This window comes from Pandoraea sp., from assembly GCF_041919235.1.
Classification (GTDB): Bacteria; Pseudomonadota; Gammaproteobacteria; order Burkholderiales; family Burkholderiaceae; genus Pandoraea.
In genome coordinates, this window is the sequence record NZ_JAYRUC010000015.1 from 52,515 (window position 1) to 67,113 (window position 14,599).

Below are 14,599 nucleotides of genomic sequence, written 5' to 3' on the forward strand. Positions count from 1 at the left end.
GGAATCATGGATCGCCCGATTGTCATCGTTGGTGGGGGAGTGGCCGGCGTTTCGGCGGCAGAAGCGCTTCGGGACGCAGGGTACGAGGGGCGCATCGTACTGCTCAGCGACGAAGCGGTTGCCCCGTACGACCGGCCGCCCCTTTCGAAAGATGTGCTGCGTGCCGACGAAATTCCAGCAAACGTCTGGTTGCGCGATGAGGCCTTTTATCGTGCGAAGGGAATCGAACTTGTGCTCGGTGCCAAAGCGGCATCCATCGACGCGCCAGGTCATTGCGTTGCGTTGTCCGACGGTCGCCGGATCGACTATGACCAGTTGCTGCTGGCAACAGGATCTCGCGCCCGAGCCCTCGACATGTTTCCTCCGGGTGGAACTCCGCACGTCCATTATCTGCGCACGCTGGCGGATGCGCAGGCCTTGCGTCGAGAGATGGCGGAGTTGGGCGGCACTGGCCATTTACTGGTGGTCGGTGCAGGTATCATCGGTCTGGAAGTTTCTGCCGCCGCGCGCGCGGCCGGATTTCGGGTAAGTGTGATCGAACCGGGTGCGCGGCCGCTCGGTCGCTCGGCGAGCCTGATACTCTCCGCCTTCCTGACCCGCGCTCACGAGCTCAACGGTGTCGATATCCGGTGCGGGATACAACTGTCGCGTGTCGACGCACGGGATGGGGGATATCGTGTGACCCTTTCCGACGATTCAACGCTGGACGTCAATCTCGTGCTCGTCGGCATCGGTGCAGTGCCGAACATCGAGCTCGCGCGGGATGCCGGGATCGAGACCCGGCCAGAGGGGATTCTCGTCGATGGTCAGGGGCGCACCAGTGCGCCAGACATCTTTGCGGCGGGAGAGGTCGCCTTCCACTTTAACGAACGTACCGGTGGACATCGTCGCGAAGAGACGTGGCAGCATGCCGCCGATCATGGGACACATGTTGCTCGGTGCATGATTGGTCTCTGCGAGCATCCCTACGCCGCGATGATGTCGTACTGGACGGATCAGTACGATTTCAGCGTGTTGGTGTTCGGCAATCCCCACGGGACAAGCGAAGTCGTTCGCGGGGATTGTGCCACGGGTTCGTTTTCAATCTTCCATCTCAATCAGTCTGCTATCTGCGGCGTCACGACGGTCAATGCGGCGCGTGAGATGCGCAAAAGCCGGCCGTTGGTCATGAAAGGCGCGGTAGTCCCTGGAGAAGTCATCGCGGATCCGGCCGCAGACCCCTATCAATACGGCTGATCCCCGCCATCATCCATCAACGACGGGCTCGCGTTATCCCATCCCTTCAGGCACCAGGAGTGTGAACCATGCAGGCAGCACCTTTTCATCTCGCGTTTCCCGTTCATGATCTCGCCACGGCGCGTTACTTCTACGGCACGGTCCTGGGATGCGAGGAAGGTCGCAGTACCGATCACTGGATCGACTTTTCCCTGTTCGGCAACCAGATCGTGACCCACCTGTGTGCAGACGGCGGCAATTCGTCGAAGAGCGATGTCGACGGCCATGGCGTGCCGATTCCGCACTTTGGGGTGGTGTTGTCGATGGACGCATTCCATACCCTGGCTGAACGTGTGAGAGCGGCCGGTATCAGGTTCGAGCTTGAGCCGCAGACGCGCTTCAAGGGGCTGGCGGGCGAGCAGGCGACCATGTTCTTCAAGGACCCCTCGGGCAACGCGCTCGAATTCAAGGCATTCACCGACATGAGCCAGTTGTTCGCGACGTAAGGTGGGGCATGGAAATTCTGTTTGCAATGAACGGGGTGAATTCCTCCCTCTGGCTTGATGCTTTACGGAAGGCGATGCCGGTCGCGAAGATTCGGACTTGGTTGCCGGGCGACCGTGCACCTGCGGACTATGTCCTTTTCTGGAAGGGCGATCCAGTCGCGTTATCCGCGCGCACGGGTCTGAAGGCGATCTTCAACATGGGGGCTGGTGTTGATGCGCTGATGCGCTTGGTTAGCGAGCATCCGGGCCTGATCGACGACCGCGTGCCAGTGATTCGGCTTGAAGATGCGGGCATGGCTCGCCAGATGGTTGAATATGCGCTCTATTGGGCGCTTCGGTTCGCCCGGCGTTTCGACATTTACGAGGCTCAGGCGCGTGAGCGTGTCTGGCAACCGCTCGATGCCTGCTCGTTCGACGCGTTTCCCATCGGCGTGCTGGGTGCGGGCAAGCTTGGGCTACCCGTGGCTACGGCATTGGCCGGACTCGGTTTCCCGGTTCGCGTCTATAGCCGGAGCGAGAAGGGGGCGCCTGGCGTCACCCCTTATGCCGGCCCGGAGCGACTCATGGCGTTCGCAACGGGTGCACGCCTCATTGTCAACCTGCTGCCGAACACCCCTGAGACTGAAGGGATCCTGGGAAAACGATTGTTCGATGTGATGGCCGACGGCAGCTATATGGTGAACCTTGCGCGCGGCAGCCACGTCAACGATAAAGAACTCATTGCCGCGCTCGACAGCGGCAAGCTGGCCCGGGCCGTGCTCGACGTGTTTCGGGCCGAACCCCTCGATGCAGCCCACCCGTTCTGGTCGCACCCGGGCATCGATATCACACCCCATATCTCCGCGCGAACGTTGCTTGCCGAAAGCGTTGCACAGGTCGCAGAAAAGATCGCCCGGTGCGAACGGGGCGAGACGCTCGCAGGCCTCGATTTCCGTCGAGGATACTGAAGCGTGCAGGGGCAGGTCTAGACCACCTGCTCCATCCGCCCGGCTTCGGGGCACAACATGACCGGTACGGGCTCCACGAGCGTTTCGCCGGGGCGCGGGTGCGCCTCTTCGAGCAGCCAGTCACGCATCGCGACGACAGCCGGATCGTGCTGGCTGGTTTCCCGCATGAGCAGATAGTATTCGCCTGCACTCGGAACACGCGTCTGGATAGGACTACAGAGGTGTTCCCTGTCGTCCAGGCTCTCGTAGATGATGCTAGGGACCAGTGCAACGCCTTCGCCTTCGCGTGCGGCCTGCAGTGCCATGAAGAAATGGCCATAGTCGACCATGTTGAGCGAGGGTAGCGGGCCGACCCCATGGAAGGCAAACCAGTCGTGCCAGGCGTTCTTGCGGGTGGCATTGTTGATCAGCCGGAATCTCAGCAGGTCGAGAGGCTCGACTATCGGAGACATCTGAGTCGCGAGGTGGCGCGACATGACAGGCACCAGCGTGTCGTCGAACAGCGGCCATGCGTCGAGGCCCCGCCAGTGGTCTGTCATGACCAGATCAATGCGCGGGCAGGACGGATTGTAGCGCTTCCCTGGCAGCCTACCCACCCGGATGGCGATGTCGATCTCCTTGTTCTGCAGGTTTGCCGGTTCGATCGACGAAACCAGTCGCACCTCGATATCGGAATGCATCTTCGTAAACCTGGCGAGCCTCGGCATGAGCCAGTATGACGCGAGGGTCGGCAGCACGTCGATCGTGAGGATCCGGTGCTTGTCCCGCAGGCACCGCCGCGTCGCGTTCTCGACCACGCCGAGCGCGAGCTGCACCGATTCCAAGTAGTCTCGCCCGGCGTCCGTCAGCTCGATGCGTCGAGTGAGGCGGATAAACAGCTTCTGGCGCAGGAACTCTTCGAGCTGGCGTACCTGCCGGGAGATGGCGCCCTGCGTCAGGTGCAACTCGTCTGCAGCCAGCGTGAAGGAGAGCAGGCGGCCAGCCGCCTCGAACGCACGTAGTGCAAGAAGTGGTGGAAGACGTTGCGCCATGGTGAGCCTCTAGCGTGGGGATTCCAGGGTATGCACGCGAAATCGTGCCGCCATGCATGTCACTGTATACAGCACACAATAAAAGGAAAAGTGGAAAATTGACTCATTGGGGTGGCATTGGGGAAAGTCCCGATCTGATCCATGACTGGGAGGAATGCATCACGACCAACAAATGGTTTGTCGCCCTGTTTGCGCGCTTCTACCATCGCTGCACGCGTTCCCGGAGAGCGTATCGGGGAACGGATCCTATTTTCTGGATGTGGGAAGAACATGCAAAGACAGGTAACGAAGGTTGGGATCGCAGTGCTGGGTACGGTTGGCAAGAAGGTGGCCGCCGCAATCGATCAGGGCGTGCCAGGCGTCAGTCTGGTGGGCGCGGCAGCGCGCAACACCGAGGCGGCACGGGCGTGGCTCGCGCAGCTGGACAGCAAGCCTCGCCTGATGTCCTTTGAGGAAATGGCGCAGGAGTGCGACGTCATCGTCGAGTGCGCGCCGTCGGTTCTGCTGCCCGATATCGTCGAACCGGCTCTGCGTGCCGGCAAGACGGTTGTTGTGCTCAGTTGCGGTGCGCTGCTGGCTCGCCCGGACCTGATCGACCTCGCGCGCGAGACGGGGGGGCATATTCAGGTGCCGACCGGTGCCTTGCTCGGCCTCGACGCGGTGACCGCAGCGGCGGAGGGCAAGATCTCCTCGGTCCGGATGATCACGCGCAAGCCTGTGAAGGGCCTGGTCGGAGCGCCGTTCCTTGAGGAAAACAACATCGACATCAGCGACATCCGGGCGCCGATGCAGATCTTCGCTGGTACGGCTCGCGAGGCGGCAGTGGGTTTCCCCGCCAACCTCAACGTTGCGGTGGCGCTTTCGCTGGCTGGCATTGGCCCGGACGAGACGCGGCTCGAAATCTGGGCGGATCCGGCATTGACGCGGAATACCCATACGATCGTGGTCGACTCCGATTCGGCTCGCTTCGAGATGACGATCGAGAACATACCGACCGAAAACCCGAAGACCGGACGCATCACGGCGCAAAGCGTGCTGGCAGCGCTGCGCAAGATGGGTGCGCCGCTTCGCGTGGGCACCTGAGGAGGCTTGCTCCATGAGACCTCCTGTCGAACTTCATCGCCTCATCTCGGCGGCGCTCCGAGACAGCGATTTGACGGCCCGGCTTCGTGCAAACCCGGGCGAAGTGTACGCGGCCTATCGTGTACCGGACTGGCAGCAGGCGCTGCTGGGCGCTGGTCTGTCCGAGGCCATGGAGCAGATTGGCGTTCATCCGAATCTGCGCTTCAAGTTTCTCGCGCTGCAGGGACAGCTTCAATTGAAGTCCGTCTCGGTAGCATCTTTTCTCGACTCGCTGAAAGCGCGCCACTGAAGGAACGCCATGGGACGAATCGTTGGTGTAGCGGCTACCTCTCATACATTCGGGACATCGGAGGATGCTCCAGAGGCCGTGGAACGAGTGAGTGCCGGCATGGCGGAGATCGGGCGGGCGGTTGCCGATAGTCGGCCGGATGTCTTGGTGATCGCATCGAGCGATCATCTGAACAACTTCACATTGGATGCGCAGATCGCATTGGCGGTGGGGATTGCTGACGAGTATCAGCCGCTCGGTGATATGGGGGTGCCGCGAACATGTCTGCGTGGCAATCGCGAGTTCGGTGCTGGCTTTGCCGAATTCTGTGCGGAAGCCGGTTTCGACCTCACGCCGGTCGAGAACATTCTCCCCGACCATGGCATTGCATTCCCCAACGCGTTAAGCAACCCGAACGGGCGAGCCGCACTGGTGCCGCTTTATCTGAATACCGTGATGTCGCCGGCGCCATCTTGCGCGCGCGGATACGCATTGGGTCTGGCGCTGCGGCGATTCGTGCAGACGTGTCGTCCGGAAGCGGAGCGGGTGGCCGTTATCGGCAGCGGCGGGTTGTCGCACTGGGTCTGTCATCCCCGCTCCGGCGAGGTCAACGAGGCGTGGGACCGGCGCGTGATCGCCAGCATGGTCTCTGGTCAGGGCGCTGAGCTCGCAGGGCTCACGCGATCCGACATTCTCGAGGAGGGCGGTAATGGGGGACTCGAAATTGCCGCCTGGGCATTTGCGGCAGGTGTGGCGGGGAATGCGAACGGCCGCGAGGTTTACTACGAACCGCTGGCTTCGTGGTGGACAGGCATGGGTGGCGTATTGATGAACCTCGGTAGCGAGGCCGCCTGACGGTCGGTACAAGCGAGGAACTAATTTTCTGGACATGAGTGCGATGAATGAACTGAAACTGCCAGCCTGGGCAGAGAGTGCTTCCCGAACGATCACCGTGGACGGGATCGAGACACATTACTTTGAACTCGGCAGCGGGCCGACCCTGATCCTGATCCACGGCGGCGGTCCGGGCGCGGACAGTTGGGGCAACTGGCATGGGTGCTTGCAGGAATATGCGAAGAACTTCCGGGTCATCGCGTACGACATGCCAGGTTTCGGGCGCTCGTCCAAACCGTCGCCGGAGCTCTACCCATATGATCAGGCGAGCCGCAACCGGCATCTGATCGGCCTTATCGAGGCGCTCAAGCTGGCGCCGGTCAACCTGATCGGCAATTCGATGGGGGGGGCGACTTCACTAGGCGTGTGCATCGAGCGTGCGGATCTGGTCGACAAGCTGATTCTCATGGGCAGCGCAGGACTCGCGGTCAATAATCCGGACCCGGGCGCCAAGGAGATCCTGAAGCAGTATGACTACTCGCTCGGGGCGATGCGAGCGGTGATGGAGACGCTGACCGGATCCCGGTTCAAGGTGGAGGCGCATGTATTGCAATACCGGCATGCTCTGATGCAGGACCCGGCCGCCCAAGCGGCGATTGTCAGGATCGTTCGCTCGGACCTGAGCTACCCCGAGGAGCGCATCGCAAGCGTCACGACACCGACGCTCGTGGTAGGCGGGAAGGAGGACAAGATCGCAGTGCCTGCGCGAAATTTCCGCTATCTCGAGCTGATCGAAAACTCGTGGGGCTTTTTCATTCCACACGCGGGTCACTGGGTCATGCTGGAGGCGCCCAAAGTATTCGTCGGCGTGACGACGAAGTTCCTGCTCGAGAACTGGGCGGAATAGAACGGCTTAGGCCGGATACGGCAGCCGGCGCCGTCACCCCTTCAAGGGGATGGCGGCGCTTTTTTGCATTGAGGGGCGCGTCAGAGCAGGAACGGCAGATCCTCGCTGCTGGCCGTGGCAATGGTCCCCGGCGTCCAGTCCTTGTTGACGTACAACTGCATCACGAGTCCGTCGGCATCCTTGACGCAGACCGCGTGACGCGATGCGTGATTCACGTCACGGACGACCTTCCCGCCGAATTCGGCGACACCTTCCACCGCTGCCCGAAGATCTTCCTCCGACCAGACTTCCACGCCGACATGACGTAGGCCGGGGGTGGCCCGTTCGTCGCGGATCAGTGCGATGTCACCGGTACTCACCGTCCCCGCCAGCAGTACCGAGGTGCCATCCCGGCTGCTGAAGAACGGCTGCAGGCCGGCCACCTCGGTATAGAACCGGAACATGGCTGCGAAATCCCGCGTGACCAGTGCCATGTGGGTGACGCGTTTGCCGTGGATCAGCGTGTCCGCAAGGCGTTTGAGGTTCGGGTTCGGGTTGTAGAGGTGCCGCGTGTCGGGCACGTTCGTCTCGCCAGGCACCCACTTCGGCTTTTGCTTGACGATGATCCCCTTGCGCGCTTCTTCCCAGTTTTCTACCACGTCGGCATAGAACTCAACCTCGTTTCCGTCCGGATCCTTCAGATAGATCGAGTGGGCGACGTCGTGGTCGGCCGGGCCGATGAACCGGATGCCGGCAGCAAGTGCCGCCTTGTATGCGTGGACGAGATTTGCCTCCGAGTCGACCTCGAAAGCCAGATGATTCAGGCCCGGCTGCTGGCCTGCTTTCGCGTATTTGCTCTGAATATCGACGAGCGCGAAGTCGTGATAGGTGTTGCCGTTGCTCAGGAAACTGGCGAGGTTATCCGGTTGCCGGTAAGCCTCGGCAAAGCCGAATACATTGCGATAGAAATCGCACGCCTTGACATAATCGGAGACAAACAAATTCGCGTGCGCGAGACGGCGTGAAGAAAACAGCTTCTGGGAGACGTCGCTATCCATAAAAAAATACCCGTAGATGAGTGGAGAAGCAGATGGCCGGATTGGTCAGCAGCCTGCTCTCCCAACCCTAATCTTTCGCACCTCACACGTACAAACGATTTATGCACGTATTACGCATGAGCGAAGCTCGGGTATCAATAAAAACCAGGGAATTATGCACTGCGCGGGTTCACGCGAAACGTCGATTTTGATGCATGACTCAACGTAATCCATGATGACACTTTAATTCTGTTGTCCACCAATTTCGGCGGGGCTAGATTTCGCCCATCCTGTGAAATGAATTTATTAAATTACGTCCCCATGCCGGAATATTCCAACGCCTTCTCCGTCTCGAGTGAATCTCGCGTGATTGTCGTGGGGGCGGGCCTGACCGGCCTGTCAGCGGCGATTGAGCTTGCAGAAGCAGGTGTGCCGGTCCTGGTCGTGGAAAAGGGCGATGTCGGCGGTGAGCAGAGTCAGTTTGCCCTGGGATGGGTGCGAACAACGGGCCGCCAACCCGTCGAAATTCCGTTAAGCCTGCTTAACCGCCATCGCTTCGATGCATTGATGCCGGATGCCGCCAAACTTGCATACGGCGTGTTGTTTTGCGCGAAGGACGAGGCCCAATTGGCTAGGCTCGAGCAATGGGCAGATGGTGCGGCCCGGTACGGCGTGAAGACGCGCCTGCTTGACGCTGCGGATACGGCCGCACGCCTGCCGGGTTGCACCGCAGGAGCGGTGGGCGGCCTTCTGACTGAAGTGGACACGTCGATCGATCCACGACACCTCGTGCAGGTGCTCCTCTCGCGCGCGGCCGCGCTGGGTGTCGAGATTCGCACCCGCTGTGCGGTGCGCGCACTCGACATGGCAGCGGGGGAAGTCCGCGGCGTTATCACTGAGTGGGGAATCGAGCGCGGCGCGTCCGTCGTTCTGGCAACCGGCGCATGGACACGTCTGATGCTGCGCGATGCGGGGTACACGTTGCCGTCAGTGAAGGTACGTTCCTCTCTCGTGCGTATTCGCACTTCCGCTCATTTGCCGCCGGGATGCATTGGCTGCGCCGGTGTGGCGGGCGTTGGCTATCGAGCGGCGCCGGACGGCACCTTTGTCGTTGGACTGGAGAGCAACAACCGGCTGGAGGTGACGCCCGACGCATTGCGTTTCGCGTCGCGATATCTGCCGATGTGGTGGGCACATCGCGGGGAAATCAAATCGTCGTTCGGGCGGGCGTTTTTCGACGAACTGCGTGTCGGCCATCAGCGCTATCAGGATCAGACGTCTGTCTACGAGCAAAAACGCACCTTGCGCCCCGAGCCCGGGCAAGCGTTGACCCAACTGACGACACGCCGCTTTGCCGAGCTCTTCCCATCGCTGGGCAATATCGAACTGCTTGAGAGCTGGGCTGGCTACCTCGACATGACGCCTGACGGCTTGCCGGTGATTTCCGCGGCTGAGCGAACGCCCGGGCTATACGTCGTCGCCGGATTGAACGGTAGCGGACTCGGCACCGGTCTCGCAGCGGGCAGACTCATCGCTTCCCTCGTGACGGGGAGCGTTCCGGATATGGACATCTCCCCGTTCCGGCTCGCCCGGTGGTCCCGCGCTGGGCGGCCCGGCGTAGATGACCCGGTGAAACACGCAGCGCGATCAACGCAGAGCACAACGGGATTCCCCGATGTTGGGGGAATATCCGACCCGACTCCGGTGCGGCCACGCACGGAAAAAAAACGCCAGTGAAGAGCAGCAGACGGCGCCGTTTCCTTCCCTAAACACTGAAATCATGCAAACAAAACATACTCGGAGAAACATGCACATCAAGTGCGCGATGGCGAAAACCGGCGTTGCCGCCGCAGCGATCCTGGGCTACCTGCCAACAGTGCACGCACAGAGCAGTGTCGATCTCTACGGCATTGTGATGAGTGGCGTGATCTGGACGAACAACGTGGCAGGTGGCAAGAGCATCGGCATGGCCGAAGGGCCGAGCCGTTGGGGCTTGCGAGGCAAGGAAGATCTGGGCGGTGGCATGAAGACCGTGTTTCAACTGGAAAGCGGCTTCGCGCCCAGTACGGGGCAGTCGTTTCAGGGCGGACGTTTGTTCGGGCGCCAGGCTTATGTCGGGTTGAGCAGTGATGCATGGGGCACGCTCACGCTTGGCCGGCAATACGACTTTGCCGCTAGCTGGCTCGCGCAGACGAGTGCGACGTATCGCTGGAACGGCTACTTTGCGCACCCGGGCGACAACGACAACTTCAACTACCAGTTTCGCGTGAATAACGGGGCAAAGTACGTGAGCCCGGATCTGAACGGCTTGCAGTTCGGCGCGATGTACAGTTTGGGTGGGGTAGCGGGCAGCTTCGGTAACCAGAGCGCGATGAGCTTCGGCGCGAAGTACGAGCGCGGGCCCGCGAAGATCCAGGCCGCGTATTTCCACATGAATCACCCGGCGCTCGCGGCTTCCGAGGGGAACTGGAGCACGATTCTGTTTCCGCAGATCTCGCCGACTTCGCCACTCAATAACGACGCACTGAACCCGTCGAGCATGGACATTTACGGCATCGGGGGGACGTATCAGGTCGGCAAGACGACGCTCGGCCTGCTGTGGAGTCACAGCGACTACAAGAAGATCGGCGATGCCGCAGGCGGTCTTGCCGACACGAACGTGCGCTTCGACAACATCGAAGCCAACGTCGCATACAACGTCACGCCGCAGGTGCAACTTGTGAGCGCCTACACCTACACCATCGGCAAGGTCAACACGACGGGCTTCGCGCCGCAGTATCACCAGGTGAATGCGGGCGTGAACTACTTCCTCTCGAAGCGCACCATCCTGTATCTCGCAGGCATTTATCAGCGTGCCGCTGGCGACGCAACCAACGCCAACATCGAATGTGCGGGTTCGTCATGCGAGGCGAGCAGCTCGAAGAATCAGGTTTCGGTGCTCAGCGGAATTTTCCATGCGTTCTGAGTCCGGTCGGCGCATGCGCCACATTCAATCTGTCAAAGGAAACGATATGTCTTCCACTGCGTTCGAGCACGTCGAAGAGACGGGTTCGTTGAAGAAAACATTCAGTTCGATGTCGCTCTTCACGCTGTCGTTCGGCGTGATGGTCGGTTCCGCCTGGATCGTCATCATCGGCGACTGGTTTGGAAAGGCGGGTCCACTTGGTGCAATCGTCGGGCTCTCTGCGGCGGCGCTGATGATGTGTATTGTGTGCCTCGTCTATGCCGAGCTCGCTGCACGCATTCCGGCTTCGGGCGGCGAGATCGTCTACACATTCGAGGCGTTTGGCGCATCGAGCGCGTTCTGGGTCTCGTGGATCTACACGGTGCCGATTCTCACCGTCACTGCGTTCGAAGGCATCGCGCTTACGTGGATGGTCAATACCCTCGTGCCGCAGTTCGGCAGTACCGTGCTCTACCATGTCCTCGGCCACGATGTGTCGGTTGGGCAGGTGGGCCTGGGCGCGGCCATTACCGTATTCATGATGGTGCAGAACTACTTTGGCGCGAAGTTTGCGGCGGGTTCGCAGAAGCTGCTCACCGTTTCGTTCCTGTTGATTGCACTCGGCGCCGTCTTCATTGCCCTCTCGAAGGGCAATGTTGCAAATCTTGCGCCACTCTTCTACTCGGCCCACCCAGGCGCGCATTGGTGGTCGGGGGCACTCGCGATTTTCTCGTCGGGTCTCATCTGGTTCTCGGGGTTCCAGTCGATTCCGCCCGTGATCGAAGAGCGTAACGACAATGTGTCGTTCGCTCTGGTAGCACGGGTCATGGTGATCTCGATCCTGTTCGCTGCGGTGTTCTATGCACTTGTGATCGTCGCGGTCGGCATGGCACAGCCGTGGGTCGGTATGCTCAAGACTGACATGCTGACGGCCACTGCCTTTGGCAGCCTGACGCCGGGCGGCTGGCTTGCGAAGGCTGTGCTGGTGGCGGGTACGATTTCCATTCTCAAGGTCTGGAACGGTGCATTCGTGTGGGCGACACGTGTGATTCTGGTGCAGTCACGTGCGCGTTTCCTTCCTGCTTCGCTAAGCAGGGTGCATCCGAAGTACGGTACGCCGACCCGTGCCGTGTGGCTCGTTGGCCTCGTGAGCTTCGCGGGCATTTGCCTCGGACCGGGGGCGATTCTGCCGATTCTCGATGCGGCCGCCGTGTGTGTCGGCATCGTCATCGCGAGCGCGCCGATTGCGCTGTTGGTGCTGCGTAAGCGAGACAAACACGCCCCGCGTGCCAAGGCTCCCGCCTGGAGCGTGCCGGGTGGTGTGCCGACGATAGTGATCGCACTCGTGAGCACGCTTTCGCTCTCGCTTGTCGCTTGCGTGCAGCCCTTCATGCTTTCGAACGGCGGCATCCCACTCTCGTGGCAGATTCTTGCCGCTTGGGGCGTGATCGGCGTCGTGCGCTGGGTCGCGATGCGCCGGACGTTCGGTGACAGTAGCGTCGCACGGCGCGCGCTGCTTGGTGCGACCGAGGTGACGCGCTGACGAAGCGGGATACCTGCTTCCACCGTCCGTATGCTGTCGCGTCATGGCGAGGTCGCACCCGGCCATGACGCATCCCGTTCCAACTCACTGCAATATCTGGATTCCGTTACCATGAAATACGACGAAGCTCTGCCGTCGATGATGCGCGCGGTGCGCCTCGACGAAGTTGGTCCGCCAGAGAATCTGCGCGTTGTCGATCGTCCGGTCCCTTCGGTCGGGCCACGTGACGTGCTGATCCGTACGGCGCTGTCCGGCATGATCTACGCTGATGCCGAAGCCCGGAAAGGCACCTATTTCAATGCCACGCCTCTGCCCTGGTTCCCTGGCCGCGAGGTCGCCGGTACCGTTGTGGCGTGCGGCGAGGAGGTCAAAGGATACGCGCCGGGTGACCGCGTGATGGCACTGGTGCTTGCGGGCGGCTGCTACGCGGAATACGTGCTCGCATCGCCACACGAACACGTTTCCGACAATGGCGTGCGCGCGCCTGGTGCGGATATCGTGAAGCTGCCGGATAACGTCGCGTTCGAACAGGGGCTTGTTTATCTCGTCAACTTCCGTCTTGCTCACCTTGTCGTACACGCGCTCGCGAAAGTGCCGCCGGGCGCCAGCATTGCGATTCATGGCGCGGCAGGTGGCATGGGCACGATGATTACGCAGATTGCCGCCTCGCTAGGTTGTGCGATAACGGCGCTGTGCCGGGGGACCGAAGAAGTCGCATTCTGTCTGGAGAACGGTGCAACGCGCGCTATCGATACATTGGGCTGCGACTATGTCGAGGCGGTGCTCAAAGCAACGGATGGCGAAGGTGTCGATTTCGCATTCAATGGTGTGGGTGGCCCGACCATCAACCGGGATCCGCTGATCGTCAAGCCGTTCGGCGAAGTGATCCTTTATGGTTACGTGGCGGGAAAGACGCCCCTGGAGCCGTTCGACGTCGATAAAACCTGGACGCTGAAGCTCTTTTCCGCAACCGACTATCTGAGTACGCCTTATTTTTCGGCGGCGACCGAGGCGATGCTGGAATGGCTCGCCACGCGTCCGCTATTGGCGTTGGGAGAAGTATTTCCGATGTCGTGCGTGGCAGACGCACATCGCGCGCTGGAAGCCGGACGGCTGCTGTGCAAACTCGGCCTGCGCCCAGACGCGTCATGAGCGTCACAACGCCTTGCCGTCACACGGACGGCGCGAAGACGGTCGCGGTGGTGGGCGCGGGCATCGTCGGCATGTCGATTGCGCTGCACCTCGCGCAGCGCGGTGCTCATGTCACGGTGCTTGACCAGAGGGACAGTATTTCGCCCTGCACCGATGGTGCCTTTGCAATGTTGATTGCCACGCAGCCTGACGGTCCTCCCGAGTTCAATACGCTGTATGGCCACGCCATCGACGCATGGCATCGCTTCGATGACGAATTCGACGGCGCACTTGACGTGCGTTGGGAAGGCGCGCTGATGTGGGCTGCGGGAGGCGACGCCGCGCGGCATCTGGACGAACAGTATGCGCGGCTTTCACAATGGGGCAGTGCGGTCGAGCGCATCGACGCCCGGAATTTCGCGTCGTATTGCGACGGTGTGGAGACGGGACCGGTTGCCGCCGGCTACTGCTCAACACGTCACGGCGTGGTGGATCCGGCGCACGTGTGGAAAATCATGCGTGCCCGCTGTATCGCGCTCGGTGTGACGTTTGTGACTCGCACGGTCAGCGAGATCAATGTGCGCGCGACAGGCAGCGGCCTACCGCATGCCTATGTCGAGGGCCTGCCAGTGCCTGAAGTCCTCGTGCTCGCGGCCGGTGAAGGTACGGCGGCACTCGCTGCAACCCAGGGCGCCGAAGTCGCCTATACGATCGCGTCGGGGAGCCTGGCGCACAGTAAGCCCATACCGTGGCGCGCGCTGCCGGCGCTTGTCGGCCCAGGAATTTCCGTAAAACAGAACGCAGACGGCCGCATCGTCGCGGGGCTCGATTACGCGCCGAATGCAGCTTGCGACGACACGAGCGAGGCTTATGGCAAGGCGTTGCTTGCAGAGGCGCGTGGATTGTTGCCCGGTTTGCCGGAACTTGAGCTCCATCGGGTCACGCACGGCCGTGTGCCGATCCCGGAGGACACGCAGCCGATTACGGGTTTTCTGGACGGCATTGCCAATTGTTATGTGGCGGTAATGATGAGTGGCGTCACGATGGCCCCGCTGATGGGGCAACTGATCGCCGATGAGATCGTCTTCGGACGCCGCCATGCGCTTCTCGTTCCATATGCACCGTCACGTTTCAGATCCAAATGATTTCCGGCTGCGCGGGGTGGTTGTAAGCG

The 14,599-nt window shown here is 61.2% G+C and carries 14 protein-coding genes; 12 read left to right on the top strand and 2 right to left on the bottom strand.

Annotated features, from left to right (window positions below; genetic code table 11):
• The first annotated feature begins 6 nt into the window (after nt 1–6).
• From ACE3UG_RS13615 to ACE3UG_RS13625, 3 genes are all read left to right on the top strand, one after another.
• A complete protein-coding gene (locus tag ACE3UG_RS13615) occupies nt 7–1,236 on the top strand; it encodes an NAD(P)/FAD-dependent oxidoreductase (protein WP_374624679.1) in 1,230 nt (409 codons plus the stop codon).
• Between the two features lie 68 nt (nt 1,237–1,304).
• Entirely contained in the window at nt 1,305–1,721 is a 417-nt protein-coding gene (locus ACE3UG_RS13620) for a VOC family protein (RefSeq protein WP_374624681.1), read from the top strand.
• An 8-nt stretch (nt 1,722–1,729) separates the two neighbouring features.
• Nucleotides 1,730–2,668: a 2-hydroxyacid dehydrogenase gene (locus ACE3UG_RS13625; RefSeq protein ID WP_374624683.1), complete on the top strand. Its 939-nt coding sequence runs from the start codon at nt 1,730–1,732 to the stop codon at nt 2,666–2,668.
• A gap of 17 nt (nt 2,669–2,685) precedes the next feature.
• Here the strand turns inward: ACE3UG_RS13625 and ACE3UG_RS13630 are convergent, their stop codons facing one another.
• Nucleotides 2,686–3,699: a LysR substrate-binding domain-containing protein gene (locus ACE3UG_RS13630; RefSeq protein ID WP_374624685.1), complete on the bottom strand. Its 1,014-nt coding sequence runs from the start codon at nt 3,697–3,699 to the stop codon at nt 2,686–2,688.
• Nucleotides 3,700–3,969: 270 nt separating this feature from the next.
• Between ACE3UG_RS13630 and ACE3UG_RS13635 the strand changes: the two genes are divergently transcribed.
• The 4 genes from ACE3UG_RS13635 to ACE3UG_RS13650 are packed head-to-tail and all read left to right on the top strand — an operon-like array spanning nt 3,970 to nt 6,791.
• The gene (locus ACE3UG_RS13635; protein WP_374624827.1) at nt 3,970–4,782 is read left to right on the top strand and encodes an aspartate dehydrogenase; all 813 of its coding nucleotides are present in this window, start codon (nt 3,970–3,972) and stop codon (nt 4,780–4,782) included.
• 13 nt (nt 4,783–4,795) lie between these two features.
• Nucleotides 4,796–5,071, top strand: coding sequence for a hypothetical protein (locus ACE3UG_RS13640; protein ID WP_374624687.1), 276 nt, complete (start codon nt 4,796–4,798; stop codon nt 5,069–5,071).
• Between the two features lie 9 nt (nt 5,072–5,080).
• Nucleotides 5,081–5,905, top strand: coding sequence for a hypothetical protein (locus ACE3UG_RS13645; protein ID WP_374624689.1), 825 nt, complete (start codon nt 5,081–5,083; stop codon nt 5,903–5,905).
• A 43-nt stretch (nt 5,906–5,948) separates the two neighbouring features.
• The gene (locus tag ACE3UG_RS13650) at nt 5,949–6,791 is read left to right on the top strand and encodes an alpha/beta fold hydrolase (protein WP_374624691.1); all 843 of its coding nucleotides are present in this window, start codon (nt 5,949–5,951) and stop codon (nt 6,789–6,791) included.
• 80 nt (nt 6,792–6,871) lie between these two features.
• Here the strand turns inward: ACE3UG_RS13650 and ACE3UG_RS13655 are convergent, their stop codons facing one another.
• Nucleotides 6,872–7,828: a VOC family protein gene (locus ACE3UG_RS13655; RefSeq protein ID WP_374624693.1), complete on the bottom strand. Its 957-nt coding sequence runs from the start codon at nt 7,826–7,828 to the stop codon at nt 6,872–6,874.
• A 231-nt stretch (nt 7,829–8,059) separates the two neighbouring features.
• On the opposite strand from ACE3UG_RS13655, the gene ACE3UG_RS13660 reads away from it, so the two are divergent.
• From ACE3UG_RS13660 to ACE3UG_RS13680, 5 genes are all read left to right on the top strand, one after another.
• Nucleotides 8,060–9,544 (top strand): NAD(P)/FAD-dependent oxidoreductase, encoded by a 1,485-nt coding sequence (locus ACE3UG_RS13660; RefSeq protein ID WP_374624695.1) that lies wholly within the window; start codon nt 8,060–8,062, stop codon nt 9,542–9,544.
• 70 nt (nt 9,545–9,614) lie between these two features.
• Complete coding sequence (locus ACE3UG_RS13665; RefSeq protein ID WP_374624697.1) at nt 9,615–10,772, top strand: porin; 1,158 nt, start codon at nt 9,615–9,617, stop codon at nt 10,770–10,772.
• A 46-nt stretch (nt 10,773–10,818) separates the two neighbouring features.
• Nucleotides 10,819–12,294: an APC family permease gene (locus ACE3UG_RS13670; RefSeq protein WP_374624699.1), complete on the top strand. Its 1,476-nt coding sequence runs from the start codon at nt 10,819–10,821 to the stop codon at nt 12,292–12,294.
• 111 nt (nt 12,295–12,405) lie between these two features.
• Complete coding sequence (locus ACE3UG_RS13675; protein WP_374624701.1) at nt 12,406–13,446, top strand: zinc-binding alcohol dehydrogenase family protein; 1,041 nt, start codon at nt 12,406–12,408, stop codon at nt 13,444–13,446.
• Complete coding sequence (locus ACE3UG_RS13680) at nt 13,443–14,570, top strand: NAD(P)/FAD-dependent oxidoreductase (RefSeq protein WP_374624703.1); 1,128 nt, start codon at nt 13,443–13,445, stop codon at nt 14,568–14,570. Before ACE3UG_RS13675 ends, ACE3UG_RS13680 begins: the two co-directional genes overlap by 4 nt.
• Nucleotides 14,571–14,599: the final 29 nt, after the last annotated feature.

Excerpts from the sequence above, each read along its gene's own strand:
- ACE3UG_RS13650 (WP_374624691.1), top strand. The coding sequence starts at position 5,949 with ATGAATGAACTGAAACTGCCAGCCTGGGCAGAGAGTGCTTCCCGAACG.
- ACE3UG_RS13615 (WP_374624679.1), top strand. The coding sequence starts at position 7 with ATGGATCGCCCGATTGTCATCGTTGGTGGGGGAGTGGCCGGCGTTTCG.
- ACE3UG_RS13680 (WP_374624703.1), top strand. The coding sequence starts at position 13,443 with ATGAGCGTCACAACGCCTTGCCGTCACACGGACGGCGCGAAGACGGTC.
- ACE3UG_RS13655 (WP_374624693.1), bottom strand. The coding sequence starts at position 7,828 with ATGGATAGCGACGTCTCCCAGAAGCTGTTTTCTTCACGCCGTCTCGCG.
- ACE3UG_RS13675 (WP_374624701.1), top strand. The coding sequence starts at position 12,406 with ATGAAATACGACGAAGCTCTGCCGTCGATGATGCGCGCGGTGCGCCTC.
- ACE3UG_RS13620 (WP_374624681.1), top strand. The coding sequence starts at position 1,305 with ATGCAGGCAGCACCTTTTCATCTCGCGTTTCCCGTTCATGATCTCGCC.
- ACE3UG_RS13635 (WP_374624827.1), top strand. The coding sequence starts at position 3,970 with ATGCAAAGACAGGTAACGAAGGTTGGGATCGCAGTGCTGGGTACGGTT.
- ACE3UG_RS13630 (WP_374624685.1), bottom strand. The coding sequence starts at position 3,699 with ATGGCGCAACGTCTTCCACCACTTCTTGCACTACGTGCGTTCGAGGCG.
- ACE3UG_RS13645 (WP_374624689.1), top strand. The coding sequence starts at position 5,081 with ATGGGACGAATCGTTGGTGTAGCGGCTACCTCTCATACATTCGGGACA.
- ACE3UG_RS13640 (WP_374624687.1), top strand. The coding sequence starts at position 4,796 with ATGAGACCTCCTGTCGAACTTCATCGCCTCATCTCGGCGGCGCTCCGA.
- ACE3UG_RS13670 (WP_374624699.1), top strand. The coding sequence starts at position 10,819 with ATGTCTTCCACTGCGTTCGAGCACGTCGAAGAGACGGGTTCGTTGAAG.
- ACE3UG_RS13665 (WP_374624697.1), top strand. The coding sequence starts at position 9,615 with ATGCACATCAAGTGCGCGATGGCGAAAACCGGCGTTGCCGCCGCAGCG.
- ACE3UG_RS13625 (WP_374624683.1), top strand. The coding sequence starts at position 1,730 with ATGGAAATTCTGTTTGCAATGAACGGGGTGAATTCCTCCCTCTGGCTT.